Source organism: Streptomyces sp. NPDC016851 (genome assembly GCF_055562795.1).
Genome location: NZ_JBVHEP010000037.1, coordinates 38,526 through 56,166, shown reverse-complemented (window position 1 = coordinate 56,166; position 17,641 = coordinate 38,526). Strand labels below are relative to the sequence as shown.

The window sequence follows — 17,641 nt, the reverse complement described above, 5'->3', positions numbered from 1 at the left end:
GGGGGGGCGGCCTTTCGGCGGGTGGAATGGGTCCGTCGTCGTGGCACGGGGCCCGGGGCGGGCCCGGGTCAGTCGTCCGTTCCGTCCTCGCGGAACCAGGCGATGGTGCGCCGCAGCCCTTCCTCGGCGCGCACCTGCGGTTCCCAGCCGAGCTTGTCGCGGGCCAGCGTGATGTCGGGGCAGCGCACGGCGGGGTCGTCCACCGGGCGTTCGATGAAGCGGACCTCCGACGGGGAACCGGCGAGTTCGACGACCAGCCGGGCCAGGTCGAGCATGGTGATCTCGGTCGGGTTGCCGATGTTGACGGGGCCGCGCATGCCGTGGGCGGCCGCCGCGAGGATGCCGCGCACGGTGTCGTCGACGTAGCACAGGGACCGGGTCTGGCGGCCGTCGCCGGTCACGGTGAGGGGCTCGCCGGCCAGGGCCTGCCGTACGAAGGTCGGCACCGCGCGTCCGTCGTGGCCGCGCATCCGCGGGCCGTAGGTGTTGAACAGCCGCACGATGCAGGTGTCGGTGCCGTGGGTGTCGGCGTGGGCGGTGGTCAGCGCCTCCCCGAAGCGTTTGGCCTCGTCGTAGACGCTGCGCGGGCCGACCGGGTTGACGTTGCCCCAGTAGCGCTCGTCCTGAGGGTTCTGCTGCGGGTCGCCGTAGACCTCGGAGGTGGACGCGAGGACGAAACGGGCGCGGGAGGACCGTGCGAGTTCCAGGGCGTTGCGGGTGCCGAGGCTGCCCGTCTCCATGGTGTGCAGCGGCAGTCGCAGGTAGTCGGCGGGGGACGCCGGGGAGGCGAAGTGCAGGACCAGGTCGGGCGCCCGCTTGATGCGCAGGCCCTCGGCGACGTTGGCCTGGACGAGCGTGAAGCCGGGCCGTTCGAGCAGCGGGGATATGTTCTCGGGCCTGCCGGTGCAGAAGTCGTCCACGCAGGTGACGGCCGCGCCCGCGTCCAGCAGGGCGGCGCACAGGTGGGAGCCGACGAATCCGGCGCCGCCCGTGACGACGGCGTGTTCCCAGCTCCGTGAGAGGGCGGTGGTCATCTCGGTCTCTCCTCCGTCAGCGGCGTCACGGCCCGGCACGACGGTGTACGCCTCGCGCCGCCGAAGGTGGCCGGAGGCCGTCGAGCCCACGCTCAGCGTCCGCCGCCGGTGCGACGGCGGCACGGCCGCGTACGGCAAACCGGTGAGTCACGGAGGGTGAGAAGCTGGGGTTACCGACTGTTCGCGCAGGTCGGGGCAGGGCTGGAGAGCTTGGACGTGGGTGCTCGTCCAGCCTGCGACGCGGCGTGCGGGGCAGGCCTCGGACCGGCCGGCGAAACCCGGGGTGCCGCCGCAGGCGCACGGACGGCCGGCGGTGTCAGGCGATCAGCGTGCGGCCCGGGTGCAGGCGGGCGAGGAGCTGGGCGTGGTGGAGGTCGGCCACGGGGGCGAGCAGGTCGGGGTGGCGCAGGAGGGCGGCGGCGCGCTGGTCGCTGTCGTCGGGTGCGACGAGGCGGCGGAACTCGGCCGTCGTGCCGGTGCTGTGGCTGCCCTCGGCGAGCGCGGCCACCGCCAGGGCGGCAAGCTCAGGGTCGGTGAGCAGACTGGCCGCCCAGCTCGCCACGACCTCGTCCACCCAGGTGCGCCAGGCGTGCGCGTCCACGTCGTCACCGAGGGACGCGTCGGCGCCGGTGAGCCAGTCCAGCCGCGCGGAGCCGCCGGGGCCCGCCACACCGACCAGGGCGGCGTCCATCTCCGTCGGGTACCTGAGCCACGCCGCGACCGTGACGGCCTGGCGGGCCTGCATCTCGCACAGCGCGGAGGCGAGCGCGCCGCCGGAGGCGGGGAAGGCGCGGGTCAGCCACTGGGCGGTCGCCGCTATGACAGGAGAGAGGTCTGCTTGCACTGCCGGGCCGTCCGAAAGGGTGGGGAAGCGGGGATCTGCCCGTAGACGGTAGCCGCCGCCCCGCGCACCCGGACGTGATCGGGGCCTCGTCCAGGTTGTGGCCTCGGCCACATCGAGGCGGGGCTCGTGAGCAGGGGCGTCGATCCCGTTTCGCGGGGAGGGGCCCGGGCACCCGCCCCGCATCAGCTTCCGCAAGCCGGAAAGTCCGGAGAACCCCTGGTCCAGCCGCCTTCGGGCGGGGCCGGGCCGGAGCAGGACAGGAGCACTGCCATGACGGAACAGCGAACGGATCCGCCGGGCGCCCGGCGTGCTCCGGCCACCGACATGTCGCTGCTGGGCGTCTACCTCAACGACCATCTCGCCGGCGCCACCGCCGGGACGGCGCGGATACGCCATCTGGTGCGCTCGTGTCGGGGTACGGCGCTCGCCGACGCCCTGGCCCCGGTCGCCGCCGAGATCGCCGAGGACCGGGCGAGCCTGCTGCACATCATGCGGCGGCTCGACGTCCCGGTGCGGCGCTACAAGGTCTACGCGGGCCGGGCGGTCGAGCAGATAGGCCGGTTGAAGAGCAACGGCACCCTGGTACGGCGCTCCCCGCTGAGCACGCTGTGGGAGCTGGAGGCGATGGGGTTGGGGGTGGAGGGAAAGATGGCCGGCTGGCAGACGCTCCGCGATCTGGCCGCCACGGACGCGCGCCTGGACTCGCGGCACCTCGACGACCTCGTCGAACGGGCCCGGCGGCAGCGCGCCACGCTGGAGGAACTGCGCCGCAAGCAGGTTCAGGTCGCCTTCCGCGAAACCTGACGCGCGGGTTCCGTCGTCGGCCGTTTCGTCGTCGGCCGTTTCGTCGTCGGCCGTTTCGTCGTCGGCCGTTTCGTCGTCGGCCGTTTCGTCGTCGGCCGTTTCGTCGTCGGTCCCGGCTTACCAGAACCTGCTGCTGAGAGCCGGCTGATGCGACAGTTCCACGGCGTCCCGCAACCGCAGCGCGACGCTGATGGTGGCGCGCAGCGCGGAGGGCCGCACGGTCTGGGCGGTCTCGGTGGCCAGGACGAGCAGGCAGGCCGCCGCCTGCTCGACGACCGGCGCGGGGAGGATGAAGTCGTTGTCGGCGGCCTCGCGGAACGCCTTCAGGGGGATCGCGGCCCCGTCGATGGACCGGTGCGCGGCCTGCTCCAGATGCTGTGCGGCCTGTTCACACACGGGGGCGGGCAGGGCGATGGTGCGCTGGAACGGTGAGCTCGTCATACCCCGACTGGTCCCCCGGCGGTGGCCGGTTCTGTCGGCGGGCGGCGCGATTTCACCGTCCCGCGTGACCGGGGCGTGGCGAATGTCCCGGAGAGGACGAGTGCCGTCTGCGGGTCCGTACGGGCTGGTCGCGCACTTCCCCGCGCCCCTTCGGGCGCGGTCGTAGTCTGGGTGCCGATCAAGCTCGACCCACGAGGGAGGAACACGTATGACCACCCCTGCGGACGTCGTGGCCCGGCTCACCGGGCGGGCGGTCACCGGGGAACGGCCGCTGTCCGGGGCGCTCGCCGAGGTCACGCTCGACGACGGGCGGGTGGTGATCGCCAAGCGCGCCGACGATTCGGGGGCGGCGCGGGCGGAGGCGGCCGGACTGCGCTGGCTGGCCGGCGCCGGCACGGTGCGGATACCGGCCGTGCACGGCCACGACGGGAACTGGCTGGTCGTCGACCGGGTCACGCAGGGGCGGCCGAGCCGGGAGGCGGCGGTCCGCTTCGGCCGTGACCTGGCCGCCCTGCACGCCGCCGGGGCGCCCGCGTTCGGCGCGCCGCCCCCGGACGGGCCGGCGGACGCGTACATCGGGCTCGCCCCGATGCGCAACGAACCCGGCGCCGACTGGCCGGGCTGGTACGCCGAGCATCGCGTGCTGCCCTATCTGCGGCGCGCGGTCGACGAGGGCACCGTCCGCCCCGGCGAGGCGACCGACGTGGAACGCCTGTGCGAGCGGCTGCCGGAGCTGGCGGGGCCCGCCGAACCGCCCGCTCGGCTGCACGGCGACCTGTGGAACGGCAACGTGCTGTGGGCGGCCGACGGGCACGTCTCGCTGATCGACCCGGCCGCGCACGGCGGGCACCGCGAGACCGATCTGGCGATGCTGCGTCTGTTCGGCTGCCCGCACCTGGAGCAGGTACTGGACGGCTACCAGCAGGAGGCGCCGCTCGCGGAGGGCTGGGCGGACCGCGTCGGCGTGCACCAGCTGTTCCCGCTGCTGGTGCACGCCGTGCTGTTCGGCCGGGGCTACGCGGAACAGGCCCTCGCGGTGGCCCGGAGCGCCCTGGCGGGGTGACCGGTCACCGGGTCACGACGTGCCGTTCGTCCGGCACGCAGTGGGTCATGGTGAGGCCCTCGACGTCACGCGGCGGGTTCTTGCCCAGGTTGGCCAGGCGTTCGCGGTCCTCGTCCGTGAGGTCCTGGCTCGCCAGCGGCTCCAGACCGGCCACGTCCTCGGGACCGATGCCCAGCCCCTCCCCGACCCGCAGGCCGAGGTCGTTCTCGACCAGCAGGAAGTGCCAGACCATGCGCTCCTGGACGGGCCGGTCGCACTGCGACAGCAGGTCGGTGAAGTTCTTCACCAGGTCGTCCCGCTCCCAGTCCTCCAGCAGCAGGTAGCGCTGGCCCGCCTGCATGTAGTCGTTGGTGCGGGGGATGCGCTTGCGGGTGAGCCGCCCCTCGATCACGGGCCCCTGATCGTCGTGGGTCGGGTAGCGGGCCTCGCGCAGGCCGCCGGTGATCGACGGCTCGTAGTTGACCTGCGGGTTCTCTCCGCCGCCGTCCACGTGGTACGCCATCTGGCCGTCGCGCTGGTTGGTGCGCACATCCGCGTTCTTGGCCTGGTTGACGGGCAGCTGGAGGTAGTTCGGGCCGACCCGGTAGCGCTGGGTGTCGCTGTAGGAGAAGGTCCGGCCGACGAGCATCTTGTCGTCGGAGAAGTCCAGGCCGTCGACGAGGACGCCGGTGCCGAAGGAGATCTGCTCGTTCTCGGCGAAGAAGTCCTTCGGCATCCGGTCGAGCACCATCCGGCCGACCGGCTTCGGCGGGAAGTCCTGCTCGGGCCAGGTCTTGGTGTCGTCCAGCGGGTCGAAGTCGAGCTCGGGGTGGTCGTGGTCGTCCATCATCTGGACGAGCAGCTCCCACTCCGGGTGGTCGCCGCGGGCCACCGACTCGTACAGGTCCTTGGTGGCGTGGCCGAGGGAATCGGCCTGGACGTTGGCCGCGTCCTCCTCGGTCATGCTGCGCACGCCCTGCTTGGGCATCCAGTGGTACTTGACCAGCTTGGTGTCGCCGTCGGCGTTGACCCACTTGTACGTGTTGACGCCGAAGCCCTGCATGTGGCGGTAGTCCGCGGGGATACCGCGCGGGCTGAACAGGTTGACCAGCATGTGCATGGACTCGGGCGTCTGCGACATGAAGTCGAAGATGCGGCGGGGCTGCTGCTCGAAGGTCACCGGGTCCGGCTTGAGGGCGTGGATGACGTCCGGGAACTTGATGGCGTCGCGGATGAAGAAGACGCCGAGGTTGTTGCCGACCAGGTCCCAGTTGCCGTCCTCCGTGTAGAACTTCACCGCGAAACCACGCGGGTCGCGGGCGGCCTCGGAGGAGTCGCGTCCGCCGATGACGGTGGAGAAGCGGACGGCCACGTCCGTGCGTTTGCCCCGGTCCTGGAAGAGTTTGGCCCGGGTGTAGCGGCTGATCGGCTCGTCGCCCCAGGTGCCGTAGGCCTCGAAGTGGCCGTAGGCGGTGACGCCGCGGGCGTGCACGACGCGCTCGGGGATGCGTTCCCGGTCGAAGTGGCTGATCTTCTCCAGGAACTGGTAGTTCTCCAGCGTGGCGGGCCCGCGGGCGCCGATGGTGCGCTGGTTCTGGTTGTCGTAGACCGGATGGCCCTGGCGGTTGGTGAGGACCTCGCGGTCGTCGCCCGGAGCGGGACCGGTACCGGATACGTCCGTCATATGCGTGGGCTCCTTCGGCTCATGGCCGGCGGCCGACCGGGTCGGCGCCGCGAGCGGCCGCCCGGCCGGTCATGGCGGAACGCCCGGGTACCCGGAGGGGCGGGCTCAGTCACCTGCCGGTCCCGCGCACCACGGACCAGACCTCCGCGAGCAGGGCCGTGTGGTCCTCGCCGTATGTGACGACGGCCGCGAACACCGCGTCGAGGGCCGCCCGGAGCGGGTCGGGTCCGGCGGCGTCGGTCACCGCGGGGAGGGCCATGTGCGGTTGCGACATCCGCAGGGACGGGTCCGGTGGGCCGAAGGTGACCGCCATGGTGTGCAGCCCGGAGCCGGCGACCTGCGGTTTCGCCGCGGCGGACGGGCCGGAGCCGGAAAGCTGTCGTATCGCCGAGGCGTACGGGCCGGAGCCGGAGGCCTGCATTCTCGCCACGGCAGCCGCCGGGCCCACCACGGCCTGTGTGGCCTCCAGGGCTTGCGGCACGGGGGTGCCCGGGGACGTGGGCGGCCGGAAGGGAGGCCGCTCGGGCGGGACGGCCCGGCCGACGGTCCGGTCCGGGACATGCGGGTCGGTGGCCAGGGTCTCCCACATGCGGGCGTCGTCGTCGAACGGCGGCGGCAGCGGACGGCCTTCGTCCAGGGCCGTGAGCGCCTCGGCGACCCAGTCGAGGGCGGTGAGACCGGCCGCTTCACACGCCCGGCGGGCCGAGAACAGGGCCACCTCACGCTGCGTGGCGGGGCCGGACGCGTCGATGGCGTGGACCAGGGCGGGGTCGAACTCGAGCAGGCCGCGGACGTTGCCGCCGACGTCCCTCAGGGCCTGGCTCGGATGCTGTCCGCCCCATTGCCATCGCTCGAAGGCGAGCCGGCGTTCCCGTTCCGCCGTCTCCTGGGCGAGGCGGGCCCGGCGCTCGGCTTCGGCGCGTTCGGCGGGCGTCGGAGGCGGCGGCAGTTCGCGGGCGTAGCGGTTCCAGTAGGCGGCGACCTGCGAGGTCTGCTTCAGAACACGGTCCGGCTCGGGTGGGGCGGGCCAGAACTGCAGGAGGTAGCAGTCGAGTCGGGGCTCGCCGTCCATCCGGGTGTCCCGCTCGCTCGCCCGGTCCATGCCCCGGGCGCAGTACCGCACGCGGTAGTCGGTCTCCTCCAGATCGAGCTGCCAGGAATCTCCCCCTCCCCATTCCACGAGCGCGCTGTCCGCCGACACCGGACGGAAGGACACCTCCACCACGTCCTCCCAGGCCGGATCCAGCGGCGGCTCCTGCTCGTGCACCTCGACCGTGAAGCCCACCGAGCCGGTGTGCAGTCCGGTGTTCAGCCACAGGGCGCCCGGCGTCGCCGCCCCGCACAGTCCCGCGCTCTGCCCGGCGAACGCCTCCTCGAGGCCCGGCCCGTAGCTGTCCGGATCGGTCTCGACGTAGATCTGGCCGTAGTGCACATGAACCTCTCCCTCGACCGGCCTGCGCACGATCAGCTCCTTCTCGTCCGGGGATGGGATGGTGAGCTGTCGGCATCGTGGCATCCACCACTGACAATCAGAGCGCGACCACGGGAGAGCGGAAGCATGCGGCACGTCTACTGGATCGGGGGCGGGAGCGGCGCGGGCAAGTCCACGATCGCCCGCAGACTCGCCGATCGGCAGGGCTGGCGTCTCTACTCGACCGACGACGTGATGGGGGACCACGCCCGCCGGACCACGCCCGACGAGGCCCCGTTCCTGCACGAGTTCATGGCCATGGACATGGACGAGCGCTGGGTGGACCGGTCTCCGGAGACGATGCTCAGCACATTCCACTGGTTTCGCGGCGAGGGCTTCGGGCTGATCGTCGAGGACCTGCTGCGCATGCCTCGGGAGACGTGTGTCGTCGTCGAGGGCTTCCGCCTGCTGCCGCACCTCGTACAGCCCCTGCTCACCGAGCCCGGACACGCGGTCTGGCTCCTGCCCACACGGCGGTTCCGGCAGGCCGCGTTCACGGGCCGGGCCACGCCGGGAGCGGGTTTCACGGAGCGGACCAGTGACCCGGAGCGGGCGAACCGCAACATCGCCGCGCGGGACCACCTGTTCACGGAACGCCTCCGCGAGGAGACCGCACGCCTGCGACTGCCCGCCGTCACGGTCGACCTCACGATGTCGGAGGACGCACTCGCCGAACGGGTGAGCGCGCTCTTCCGGCTCTGACCTCTTGCCACGCGAAGGGCCCGGACCCCGCCCGCCGGCGGTGTCCGGGCCGTGTGACCCGGTGGGGCCTCAGCCGCCGTTGAGGCGTGCGCGCAGGAGGTTCTTGCCCAGTTCGGCACCCTTGCGGCTGTCCGCCTGGGCCTTGCGGAACAGGTCCGCGACCTCGGTGTCCTTGGCGCGCTCCGCGTCCTGGATGTAGCTCTCCAGACGCAGGGCGTTGTTCAGGCACGCCTCGACGTACCAGATCAGGTTGTAGTCCTTGTCCTGCGTACCGGTCACGCCGCCGGTCTCCGTCTCACTGGTCATTCGGACCTCCTTCTCACGGAGCGGACCTCTTCAGGCGCCGGACGGGTACCCGTCCTCCGGTCGGACACACAGCCCTCCTCCATCACGTTGCGTATTCATTCGGTCACCCCCCGGGCGAGCGGGCGGCCGACCCGGCGGTCAGACCCGTACGGACCACCAACTCCCCTCCCCCGTACGGCAATACCGACAGTTGCCACAGAAGCGAACAGACGCTGGTCAGTTTCAGAACGAAGTGCCGTTCCACCGTGCGAGACCGGTCGATGACGGTGTGTACTGTGCTGCGGGTGGCTCGTCAGAGCGCCTCGGACTCCGCCCTGCCCGACTCCCCCTGGACTCGACTCGATGATCGAATTACCGGACCTGGTCGTCGGCGGTCTCGCCGTCGGCACACTGTCCGCGTTCGCCCTCGGCGGCGGGTTGCTGCGCTCACGGCGGCAACTGGCCGCGCAGCGCGCGAAGACGGCCGCCCTGCGGGCGCGACTCGACGGCACCACACGGGCGTTCACGGCCGAGGTCGAGCACCTGGCGACCCGGCGCGTGCCCGCAGCCGCCCGGCAGGCGGCCCATCCGCACGTCGCGGTGCCCGGCCCGCTCAGTCCGCAGCTCGCGGGTTCGCCCCTGGGTCTCGCGCTGGAGCAGATACTGAAGGGGCTGCACGCCGAACTCGCCGCGCAGCGCATCCGTATCGACGCCGCCGCGCAGGCCGGGATGCGCGGGGCCACGCGGGAGATCCAGGCGGCGCTGTACCGGCTGCAGGACGCCCTGCGCGGTCTGCAACAGCGCTATGACGACCCCGAGTTGGCGCAGACCCTGTTCGAGCTGGACCACGAGAACGAGCAGTCGCTGCGGCGCGCGCAGATCGCCGCGGTGGTGTGCGGGGCCTGGGTGGGGCTGGCCCGGGAGGAGTCCCATCTCGTGGACGCGGTGACGGGCGGTCAGGCCCGGCTCGCGGGCTACCAGCGCGTCCGGATCCACAACCACCTTCAGGCCGGGACCGCCCTGGTGTCCCACGCCGTCGAACCGGTCGCCATCATCGTCGCCGAGCTCCTCGACAACGCGCTGCGGCACTCCGCGCCCGACACCGAGGTCGTGGTCAACCTGGAGGCCGTCCACCACGGTGTCTGCGTCACCGTCGACGACGCCGGACTGGGCATGACGCAGGACGAACGGGCCCGCGCCCAGCGGATGGTGGCCGGCTCGGAACCGATCCTGCTCACCGAGCTCGGCGACCCGCCGCGCATGGGACTCGCCGCCATCGGCCAGCTGACCCGGCAGTTCGATCTGAGCGTGGACCTGTCCTCCCCGTCCCCGTACGGCGGCGTGCGGGCGGTGCTGCGGGTCGACAGCCACCTGCTGACCCGCATCGACCCCGACGAACTGCCTCCGGCGGCCAGCGCCCCGCGGTCGACCCGCAGGGCGGAGCGGGACACGGCGGGCGGTACCGCCACGTCCCCCGGTGTGGTGCCGTCCCCCGGTGTCGTGCCGTCCCCCGGTGTCGTGCCGAAGTCCCAGAGTGACGTGCCGGACGCAGCCGCCCCTGCCGCGCCCGCCGCCCCTTCGGCCCCTCCCGCCCCGGGCCGTGAACCCGATCCGGCCCCGGCCCCCGCGTCGGGGAAGCCCGAGCAGCCGTCCGCCCCCACCCCCGCCGCCGACTCCGCCCCGTCCTCCGACGATCACGGCTACGGCACGGACCAGGAGGACCAGCCCGCCGCCCCGGCCCCGGGCCACCACGGCCCCCGTGACAGTGGCGGACTCCCCCAGCGGCGTCGCCGCAGCCGGGCCACGCCCCCGCCGGGCATCCCGGCCGCCGCGCCCGCACCGGCACCGCAGCGCCGCCCGCGCCGTCCCGAGGAGTCCGCCGCCGCCCTCGGCGCCCTCCAGTCCGGCACGGCGGCCGCACGTTTCGCCGCCCGGCCGAACACCGGCGCCCCTCCAGCCGTACCTGAGGGTGCCCCGGCCGCGACCACGGCCGACGGGCCCGACGACACCGGCCGAGACCGGAACGACCACGAAGGGGGAACGGCTCGATGACCAGCCGCGCAACGGGGGACACGGCCTGGGTGCTCGAACCGGTTCTGGAGGTGCCGCACGTCGTGGCCGCCGTCCTGCTCACCCGGGACGGGCTCGTGACCGGTTACACGGACGCGCTGTCGCGGCCGTCGGCCGAGCGGGTCGCCGCCATCACCAGCACCGTGCAGGGCGCCTGCCGTACCGCGGCGGCGGCGTTCGCCGACACCGACCGGGCCGACATCCGGCAGGTCGTGATCGAGTCGGACCACGGCTATGTGCTCATCGTGCCGACGGATCACGGCACCTGCGTGGCCGCGTACGGCGACCCCGAGGTGCGCCTGGACCTGCTCGCGCACCGGGTGCACTCCCAGGTCGCGCGGCTGGGTGAGAAGGCGATGGCCGCGGGGCCCCGAGGTGCCGACGGCGACACGCCGGCATGACGGGCCGCCGAGGCGGCCGTCCCCTGGTTCCCGCGTATCTGTCGACCGGTGGGGTGGCCCGGCCCAGCCGTGCCCATCTGGAGCGGCTGTCGGTCCTCACCGGCAGCGGCGAGCCGGCTCCCGCCGATCTGCCCGCCGCGCAGGCGGCCCTGCTGGAGGAGCTGGAGTACGGGTCGCTGACGGTGGTGGAGGCCGCGGCCCTGCTGCGGCTGCCCGTCTCCGCCGTGCTGGTGCTGGCCGCCGACCTCATCGACCGTGACCTGGTGCTGGCCCGCCCGCCGATCCCGCCCGCCCGGCGCTTCGACCCCGACCTGCTGAAGAGAGTGGCCGATGGCCTCCGCGACCTCAAGCACCGTTGACGCCCCCGGCGGCGGCGACGGCGTCCATCTCCCGGACACCGCCCGCGACCTGGTGAAGATCCTGGTCACGGGGCCTTTCGGGGTGGGCAAGACCACCCTGATCGGCTCGGTCTCGGAGATCCGCCCGCTGCACACGGAGGAACAGCTCACCGAGGCCTCCGCGCAGGTCGACGATCTCGCCGGGGTCCGGGACAAGTCGACCACCACGGTCGCCATCGACTTCGGCCGGATCAGCCTGCCGGGCGGGATCGTGCTGTATCTGTTCGGCACGCCCGGCCAGGAGCGGTTCCGGTCGCTGTGGGACGACATCGCCCACGGGGCGCTCGGCGCGCTCGTGCTGGTCGACGCCCGCCGGATCGACGCCTCGTTCGACGTGCTCGGGCTGGTGGAGGAGACCGGACTGCCGTACGCGGTCGCCTTCAACACCTTCCCGGACGCGCCCCGGCACCACACGCCCGAGCAGTTGCGCGCCGCCCTGGACCTGGAACCGACGACCCCGATGGTGACCTGCGACGCGCGGGAGGCGAACTCCTCGATCGACGCCCTGCTCGCCCTGGTCCAGCACCTGATCGACCACCGACCCGCGGAGTACCGGTGACCCACCCGTCCCTTGCCGAGCAGGCGTTCTCCCGCGCGGTGCCCGTCCGCCTGTGGGAGGACGGCTTCGCCCGCGACCCCCGCCCGTACTACGCCGCACTGCGCGCCCAGGGCCCGGTCGGCTGGGCGGAACTCGCGCCCGGTGTGCCGGCGTACGTCGTCACGGACCGGCGGGCGGCGCTGGACCTGCTGCACGACACGAAGACGTTCTCGCACGATCCGCGGCCCTGGCAGGCGACGGTCCCCGACGACTCCCCCGTCCTCGGGATGATGCGCTGGCGGCCCAACACCCTGTTCGCCGACGGTGCCGCCCACCTCCGCTACCGCACCACGCTGATCGACGCGTTCGACCTGGTGGAGCCGCACGACCTGCGGGACCGGGTGCACCGGGCGGTGCACCTGCTGGTGAGCCGGATCGGGCCGCGGGGCGAGGCCGACCTGGTCGGCGAGTTCACCAGGCCGCTGATGGCGCTGGTGTTCAACAGCCTCTTCGGCCTGCCGGACACCGCCGGCGACCGGCTCGACGCCGCGCTCGGCAAGCTGATCGAGGGCGGCGCCCAGGCGGCACAGGGTGAGGCGGAGTACGCCGGGTACGTGCTGGAGCTGATCGCGGCCAAGACCGAGCGGCGCGGCGACGACCTGCCGAGCTGGCTGCTGGACCATCCGGCGGGGCTGACCCCCGAGGAGGTCACCTGGCAGGTGTTCCTCACGCTCGGCGCGGGACACGAGCCGACGGCGAACCTGGTGTCCAACGCGCTGTCCAGGATCCTCGGCAACCCGGCCTACTACTCGACGCTCACCAGCGGCGCCCGGCCGGTGACGGACGCGGTGCTGGAGGTGCTGCACCACGAGACGCCGCTCGCCAACTACGGCATCCACTACGCCCGTACGCCCGTCACCTTCCACGGCGTGTGGATCAGGGCCGCGGTGCCGGTGGTGGTCTCGTACGGGGCACTGGCGCAGGCCACCGAGCAGGAGCGCGGCGCGGACCGGCACCCGGGCGACGCCTCACACCTGTCCTGGTCGGCGGGCCCGCACGCCTGCCCGGTCAAACAGCCCACGCTGCTCATCGCCACCGAGGCGATCGAACGGCTCACGCAGTGGCTGCCCGACCTCGAACCCGTGCTGCCCCGCGAGCGCCTCACCTGGCGGCCCGGCCCCTTCCACCGCTCGCTGACGGCGCTGCCCGTCCGTTTCACTCCCCGCTCCCCCGACCAGCCAGGAGGACGACCGTGACCGTGACCGACCGCATCGCTCTGGACCCGTTCGGCGCCGACATCCCCGGTGAGAGCGCCCGGCTGCGCGCCCTTGGGCCGATCGTGCCCGTGGAGCTGCCCGGCGGGATACCCGCCTGGGCGCCCACGCGCTACGACACGCTGAAGCAGCTCATCCTCGACCCTCGGGTCAGCAAGGATCCGCGGCTGCACTGGCGGCTGTGGCCCGAGATCGGCGAGCATCCGTCCTGGGGCTGGATCCTGGGCTGGGTGGGCGTGGTCAACATGCTCTCCACCTACGGCGCGGACCACACGCGGCTGCGCAAGCTGGTGGCGCCGAGCTTCACGCACCGGCGCACCGAGGCGATGCGGCCCCGGGTGGAGGCGATCACCGCGGAGCTGCTGGACGCGCTCGACGCGGCCGGCGGCGATGTCGTGGACGTCAAGGCGGGGTTCGCCCATCCGCTGCCGATGCGGATCATCTGCGAACTGTTCGGCGTCCCGGACGCGTTGCGCGAGGACACGGCCCGGATGATCGCGGCCATCATGGACACCACCGACCCGAGCCCGGAGCACGCGGCGTCCGTCCAGCGGCAGATCGGCACGGTGCTGCCCGCGCTGATCGCGCACAAGGCCGCGCACCCCGGTGACGACATGACCACCGAGCTGATCCGGGTCCGGGACGAGGACGGTGACCGGCTCAGCGACGAGGAGTTGCTGTACACGCTGCTGCTGGTCATCGGGGCCGGTTTCGAGACCACCGTCAATCTCATCGGCAACGCGGTGGTGGCCCTGCTGCGCCGCCCCGAGCAGCTGGCGGCCGTCCGGTCCGGGGAGATCGGCTGGGACGCCGTCGTCGACGAGACGCTGCGCGCCCACCCGTCGATCGCGTCGCTGCCGCTCCGGTTCGCCGTCACCGATCTCACGGTCGGCGATGTGAAGGTCCCGGCCGGTGACGCCATCATCACGACCTACGCCGCCGCGGGGCTCGACCCCGAGCACTACGGGCCGGACGCCGACCTCTTCGACGCCACGCGCGCCGCCGACGACCATCTGGCGTTCGGGATCGGGGTGCACCGCTGTATCGGGGCGCCGCTGGCCCGTCTGGAGGCGCTGACCGCGCTGCCCGCGTTGTTCGACCGGTTCCCCGGCCTGAGCCTGGCCGCCGGTGACGAGGGCCTGCGGCAGGTGCCGTCGTTCATCGCCTTCGGCTGGCAGGAGATACCCGTGCGGCTGCGCGGCTGAGGCGACCGGAGGGCCACTGCCTCGCAGGGCGGCAGCACGCGGGAGCGCGACCGGTCCCCCGTTCCGGTCGAGCCCCCGCGGTGCGTTGAACTTACGTCCCTGGCCGAGACCTTGTGAATCGCGTCGATGCCCGTTGCGTGCTCAACAGGGCTCACCCGTGCACAGCTGAGTCCGGATGGCCCTGTTTCGTCCCGCCGGGACCTGGCCAACCGGTTGCCCGTGCGGCACCGCCGGCCGGTCAGCCGTGGCGGCGGAAATCCGGCAGATCGAGGTCACCGACGGCCAGGTGGGCCAGCACGACCTCGTACAGGTCGGTGCCCGCGGCGAGCAGTTGGCGTTCCAGGACGGGTTCGGCGCTGCGGACGTGCTCGCGCACCGTCTGCGGGTGCATGCCCAGGGTCTGCGCGGCCCGTTCGGCGTTGCCGCCGGCGGTGATCCAGCCGCGCAGCGTCCGGCGCGGGTTCCTGGCGTCCGCGTCCAGCCGGCCCAGCAGGCCCTTGGCCCAGGTGCGTAGGGCGGGTCCGGACAGCAGGTCGGAGAGCCGGAGCGCGGAGTTCCGTGTGCCGTCGGGGACGTGGGCGTCGGGCAGGCCGATCTGGGTGTTGAGCGCCAGGTGGACGACGGCCCGGACCGTGAGGTCGGCGAAGTCGGTGCCGAGCAGGGCCTCCACGCGTTCCATGCGGGCGCGGACGGTGTTGCGGCTGACGCCGAGGACCTTGGCCGCGTTGACGGCGGTGAACTCCAGACCGAGGCGTGTGGTGGCGAGGAGTTCGGCGCGTGTGTGGTGCGGCAGGGTGTCGAGCGGGCGCAGCACCCGGGCCGTCCAGCCGCGCAGCACCTCGGGGTCCATGAGGCGTTCGGGGTGGGTGCGCTCGGCGTAGACCGCCGTCTTGTCCGGGCGGAAGTGGGCGACGGCGAGGGCGCTGACCGCCTGTCCGTACGCGGTGGCGGTCCGGGCGAGGCTCTGCCGGACGCTGCCGCCGAGGAAGACGTCCGGGTGCCGGCCGACCAGGGACCGCAGGGCCTCGCCGGTGGTGTCGCGGGGGCTGACGACGATCACGTGGCCGTCCATGGCCGGGCAGCGCACGACCAGGGCGTCCTCCCCGGTGCGGTCCAGGCACTCCTCGGCCATCCGGTCGCGTACGGCGGCGTCGGACTCGAGGACGTACACGCACGCCGTGTCGGCGTCGAGCAGTCCGGGCCAGAGCCCGGCGGCGACGCGGCGGGCGGCGATGGTGTCCTCGACCATCAGCAGTTGCAGGATGGCCAGGCGCAGGTCGGAGGTGGCCCGCCGGAGCCGGTGCCCGGCCGCGGTCGACTCGCGCGCGGTCAGCAGGAGCTCGATCACCTGGGCGGTGTGCGTGACGACGTCGGCGGCCCGGCGGTCGAAGGGGGTCCCGCGGGAGACGGCCAGAACGCAGGTGTGGGACGGGTGTTCCACCCTGACCAGGCGCTGGTGGCGGTCCCGGCTCTCCCAGGCGGCGGAGGCGATCCGGCCGGCGGTGATGTCCGTGACGAGGCCCTCGTCCAGCGGGAGCCGGGTCCCGGCCAGGAGGTTCCCGGCGGCGTCCTGAAGGGCCACGTCCCCGCCCACGGCGCCGGCGAGCCAGCCCACGACCCGGCCGACGTCGCGCCCCGCCGGACGCAGGTGGCCGAGCAGTTCCTCCGCCCACGCCGGGCCCGGCCCGGCCGCTGTCCGCTGCTGCCGGTTCCCGTCCTCTCGGCCAGCCACCTCGGCCTTCCCCTCGTCGCTCGCGCCGCCTCCGGCGCACCGGTCGGGGACGTTACCCCACACGTCCCGCGCTCTCGTCCCGGGCATCCCCGGGCGGACCCGCCCGACGCAGCCCGCGGGCCGACACCCCGCCCTGCGCAGCCGCACCCGCGCGGAGCGGCATAAGCTCGGCGGATGGCGAAGTACTACGACGTGCACCCCGACAACCCCCAGCCCCGCACCATCGGCCAGATCGCCGACAGCATCCGTGCGGACGCTCTTGTCGCCTACCCGACGGACTCCTGTTACGCACTGGGCTGCCGTCTGGGCAGCCGTGACGGCATCGAGCGGATCCGTACGATCCGCAAGCTGGACGACCGGCACCACTTCACTCTCGTGTGCCAGGACTTCGCGCAGCTCGGCCAGTTCGTGCGGATCGACAACGACGTGTTCCGTGCGATCAAGGCGTCGACACCCGGCAGCTACACGTTCATCCTGCCCGCGACGAAGGAGGTGCCGCGCATGCTGCAGCACCCCAAGAAGAAGACGGTCGGCGTGCGCATCCCCGACCACGTCGTCACCCAGGCCCTGCTCGCCGAGCTCGGTGAGCCGCTGCTGTCCAGCACCCTGCTGCTGCCCGGCGAGGAGGAGCCGATGACGCAGGGCTGGGAGATCAAGGACCTGCTCGACCACGTGCTGGACGGGGTGGTCGACTCCGGTGACTGCGGCACGGAGCCGACGACGGTGATCGACTTCTCCGGCGGGGAGGCCGAGATCGTGCGGCACGGCGCGGGCGACACCTCACGCTTCGAGTAAAGGGCACGCCAACGGGCGTTCACGGCTGTGCCGTGTGCGGGGGGTGGGCGAAATGCCCCGGGAAGCGGCGTGTCACGATGCCCGTGATCCGCCCGGTCACGCGGACGGGTTCCCGGCCGAGACCCCGCAGAGAGGCAGCACAGCCATGACCGCCGTACAGGGAACCGTTGTCGACATCCCCACCGAGGACGGCACCGCCGACGCGTATCTGACCCACCCCGCCGACGGGGCCGCCCACCCGGCGGTCCTGCTCTACATGGACGCCTTCGGCCTGCGTCCCCGACTGCGGTCGATGGCCGACCGGCTGGCCGGCGAGGGCTACACGGTGCTGGTGCCCAACGTGTTCTACCGGCACGGCCGCGCCCCGCTGTTCGATCTGCCCGAGTTCATCGACCCGGGTGCGCGGCCGGAGATCTTCGAGCGCATCATGCCGGTCATGCGGGCCCTGACGCCCGAGCTGGCGATGCGGGACGCCGGTGCCTATCTGCGCCGGCTGGCCGAGTCGCCCGCGGTGGCCAACGGCCCGGTCGCGGTGACCGGTTACTGCATGGGGGCGCGCCTGTCGCTGCTCACGGCCGGGACCTACCCGGAGCGGGTCGCGGCCGCGGCCGGCTTCCACGGCGGGCGGCTGGCGACGGACACGCCGGACAGCCCGCACCTGGTGGCCGGCAAGGTCACCGCCGAGCTGTACTTCGGCCACGCCGACCAGGATCCCTCGCTGCCCCGGGAGCAGATCGAGCGTCTGGAGGAGGCTCTGACGACGGCGGGGGTCCGCCACCGGTGCGAGGTGTACACGGGCGCGCCCCACGGTTTCACGCAGTCCGACACCGCGTCGTACCACGAGGAGGCCGACGCGCGGCACTGGGCAGCGCTCCTCGACCTGCTGAAGCGCACATTCTGACCTCAATCGGCACCTGGCCG

At 72.9% G+C, this 17,641-nt stretch carries 18 protein-coding genes; 11 read left to right on the top strand and 7 right to left on the bottom strand.

All coding sequences use genetic code 11. The features are described 5' to 3' along the window. Positions 1-68: 68 nt before the first annotated feature. Together ACZ3I3_RS38730 and ACZ3I3_RS38725 are read right to left on the bottom strand one after the other, a co-directional pair. Positions 69-1,034, bottom strand: coding sequence for an NAD-dependent epimerase/dehydratase family protein (locus tag ACZ3I3_RS38730; RefSeq protein WP_467372474.1), 966 nt, complete (start codon positions 1,032-1,034; stop codon positions 69-71). Between the two features lie 316 nt (positions 1,035-1,350). Next, positions 1,351-1,878: a hypothetical protein gene (locus ACZ3I3_RS38725; protein WP_467372473.1), complete on the bottom strand. Its 528-nt coding sequence runs from the start codon at positions 1,876-1,878 to the stop codon at positions 1,351-1,353. A 270-nt stretch (positions 1,879-2,148) separates the two neighbouring features. Between ACZ3I3_RS38725 and ACZ3I3_RS38720 the strand changes: the two genes are divergently transcribed. Continuing rightward, positions 2,149-2,682, top strand: coding sequence for a hypothetical protein (locus ACZ3I3_RS38720; RefSeq protein ID WP_467372472.1), 534 nt, complete (start codon positions 2,149-2,151; stop codon positions 2,680-2,682). 117 nt (positions 2,683-2,799) lie between these two features. Here the strand turns inward: ACZ3I3_RS38720 and ACZ3I3_RS38715 are convergent, their stop codons facing one another. Then, the gene (locus ACZ3I3_RS38715) at positions 2,800-3,123 is read right to left on the bottom strand and encodes a hypothetical protein (RefSeq protein ID WP_467372471.1); all 324 of its coding nucleotides are present in this window, start codon (positions 3,121-3,123) and stop codon (positions 2,800-2,802) included. A 208-nt stretch (positions 3,124-3,331) separates the two neighbouring features. Between ACZ3I3_RS38715 and ACZ3I3_RS38710 the strand changes: the two genes are divergently transcribed. Next, positions 3,332-4,186: a fructosamine kinase family protein gene (locus tag ACZ3I3_RS38710; RefSeq protein ID WP_467372470.1), complete on the top strand. Its 855-nt coding sequence runs from the start codon at positions 3,332-3,334 to the stop codon at positions 4,184-4,186. 4 nt (positions 4,187-4,190) lie between these two features. Here the strand turns inward: ACZ3I3_RS38710 and ACZ3I3_RS38705 are convergent, their stop codons facing one another. After that, positions 4,191-5,849, bottom strand: coding sequence for a catalase (locus ACZ3I3_RS38705; RefSeq protein WP_467372469.1), 1,659 nt, complete (start codon positions 5,847-5,849; stop codon positions 4,191-4,193). A 109-nt stretch (positions 5,850-5,958) separates the two neighbouring features. Further along, positions 5,959-7,311, bottom strand: a complete 1,353-nt coding sequence (locus ACZ3I3_RS38700; RefSeq protein ID WP_467372468.1) for a hypothetical protein — start codon at positions 7,309-7,311, stop codon at positions 5,959-5,961. Between the two features lie 96 nt (positions 7,312-7,407). On the opposite strand from ACZ3I3_RS38700, the gene ACZ3I3_RS38695 reads away from it, so the two are divergent. Beyond that, positions 7,408-8,022, top strand: a complete 615-nt coding sequence (locus tag ACZ3I3_RS38695) for a hypothetical protein (RefSeq protein WP_467372467.1) — start codon at positions 7,408-7,410, stop codon at positions 8,020-8,022. Positions 8,023-8,091: 69 nt separating this feature from the next. Here ACZ3I3_RS38695 and ACZ3I3_RS38690 read toward each other — a convergent pair whose 3' ends face one another. After that, positions 8,092-8,328, bottom strand: coding sequence for a hypothetical protein (locus tag ACZ3I3_RS38690; RefSeq protein ID WP_020276938.1), 237 nt, complete (start codon positions 8,326-8,328; stop codon positions 8,092-8,094). Between the two features lie 342 nt (positions 8,329-8,670). Between ACZ3I3_RS38690 and ACZ3I3_RS38685 the strand changes: the two genes are divergently transcribed. The 6 genes from ACZ3I3_RS38685 to ACZ3I3_RS38660 are packed head-to-tail and all read left to right on the top strand — an operon-like array spanning position 8,671 to position 14,193. Next, entirely contained in the window at positions 8,671-10,359 is a 1,689-nt protein-coding gene (locus ACZ3I3_RS38685) for an ATP-binding protein (RefSeq protein ID WP_467372466.1), read from the top strand. Then, complete coding sequence (locus ACZ3I3_RS38680; protein WP_356928909.1) at positions 10,356-10,778, top strand: roadblock/LC7 domain-containing protein; 423 nt, start codon at positions 10,356-10,358, stop codon at positions 10,776-10,778. The genes ACZ3I3_RS38685 and ACZ3I3_RS38680 overlap by 4 nt, the downstream gene beginning before the upstream one ends. Then, on the top strand, positions 10,775-11,137 hold the full coding sequence (locus ACZ3I3_RS38675) for a DUF742 domain-containing protein (protein ID WP_467372465.1): 363 nt from the start codon (positions 10,775-10,777) through the stop codon (positions 11,135-11,137). Before ACZ3I3_RS38680 ends, ACZ3I3_RS38675 begins: the two co-directional genes overlap by 4 nt. Then, positions 11,109-11,735, top strand: a complete 627-nt coding sequence (locus ACZ3I3_RS38670) for a GTP-binding protein (protein ID WP_467372464.1) — start codon at positions 11,109-11,111, stop codon at positions 11,733-11,735. The genes ACZ3I3_RS38675 and ACZ3I3_RS38670 overlap by 29 nt, the downstream gene beginning before the upstream one ends. Continuing rightward, a complete protein-coding gene (locus ACZ3I3_RS38665) occupies positions 11,732-12,970 on the top strand; it encodes a cytochrome P450 family protein (protein ID WP_467372463.1) in 1,239 nt (412 codons plus the stop codon). Before ACZ3I3_RS38670 ends, ACZ3I3_RS38665 begins: the two co-directional genes overlap by 4 nt. Then, positions 12,967-14,193: a cytochrome P450 family protein gene (locus tag ACZ3I3_RS38660; protein WP_467372462.1), complete on the top strand. Its 1,227-nt coding sequence runs from the start codon at positions 12,967-12,969 to the stop codon at positions 14,191-14,193. Before ACZ3I3_RS38665 ends, ACZ3I3_RS38660 begins: the two co-directional genes overlap by 4 nt. Before the next feature lie 238 nt (positions 14,194-14,431). Here ACZ3I3_RS38660 and ACZ3I3_RS38655 read toward each other — a convergent pair whose 3' ends face one another. Further along, complete coding sequence (locus ACZ3I3_RS38655; RefSeq protein WP_467372461.1) at positions 14,432-15,925, bottom strand: helix-turn-helix domain-containing protein; 1,494 nt, start codon at positions 15,923-15,925, stop codon at positions 14,432-14,434. A 174-nt stretch (positions 15,926-16,099) separates the two neighbouring features. Here ACZ3I3_RS38655 and ACZ3I3_RS38650 point away from each other — a divergent pair, with 174 nt between their 5' ends. Both ACZ3I3_RS38650 and ACZ3I3_RS38645 read left to right on the top strand, forming a co-directional pair. Continuing rightward, the gene (locus ACZ3I3_RS38650) at positions 16,100-16,720 is read left to right on the top strand and encodes an L-threonylcarbamoyladenylate synthase (protein ID WP_243377919.1); all 621 of its coding nucleotides are present in this window, start codon (positions 16,100-16,102) and stop codon (positions 16,718-16,720) included. A 145-nt stretch (positions 16,721-16,865) separates the two neighbouring features. Continuing rightward, positions 16,866-17,621 (top strand): dienelactone hydrolase family protein, encoded by a 756-nt coding sequence (locus tag ACZ3I3_RS38645; protein WP_467372460.1) that lies wholly within the window; start codon positions 16,866-16,868, stop codon positions 17,619-17,621. Positions 17,622-17,641: the final 20 nt, after the last annotated feature.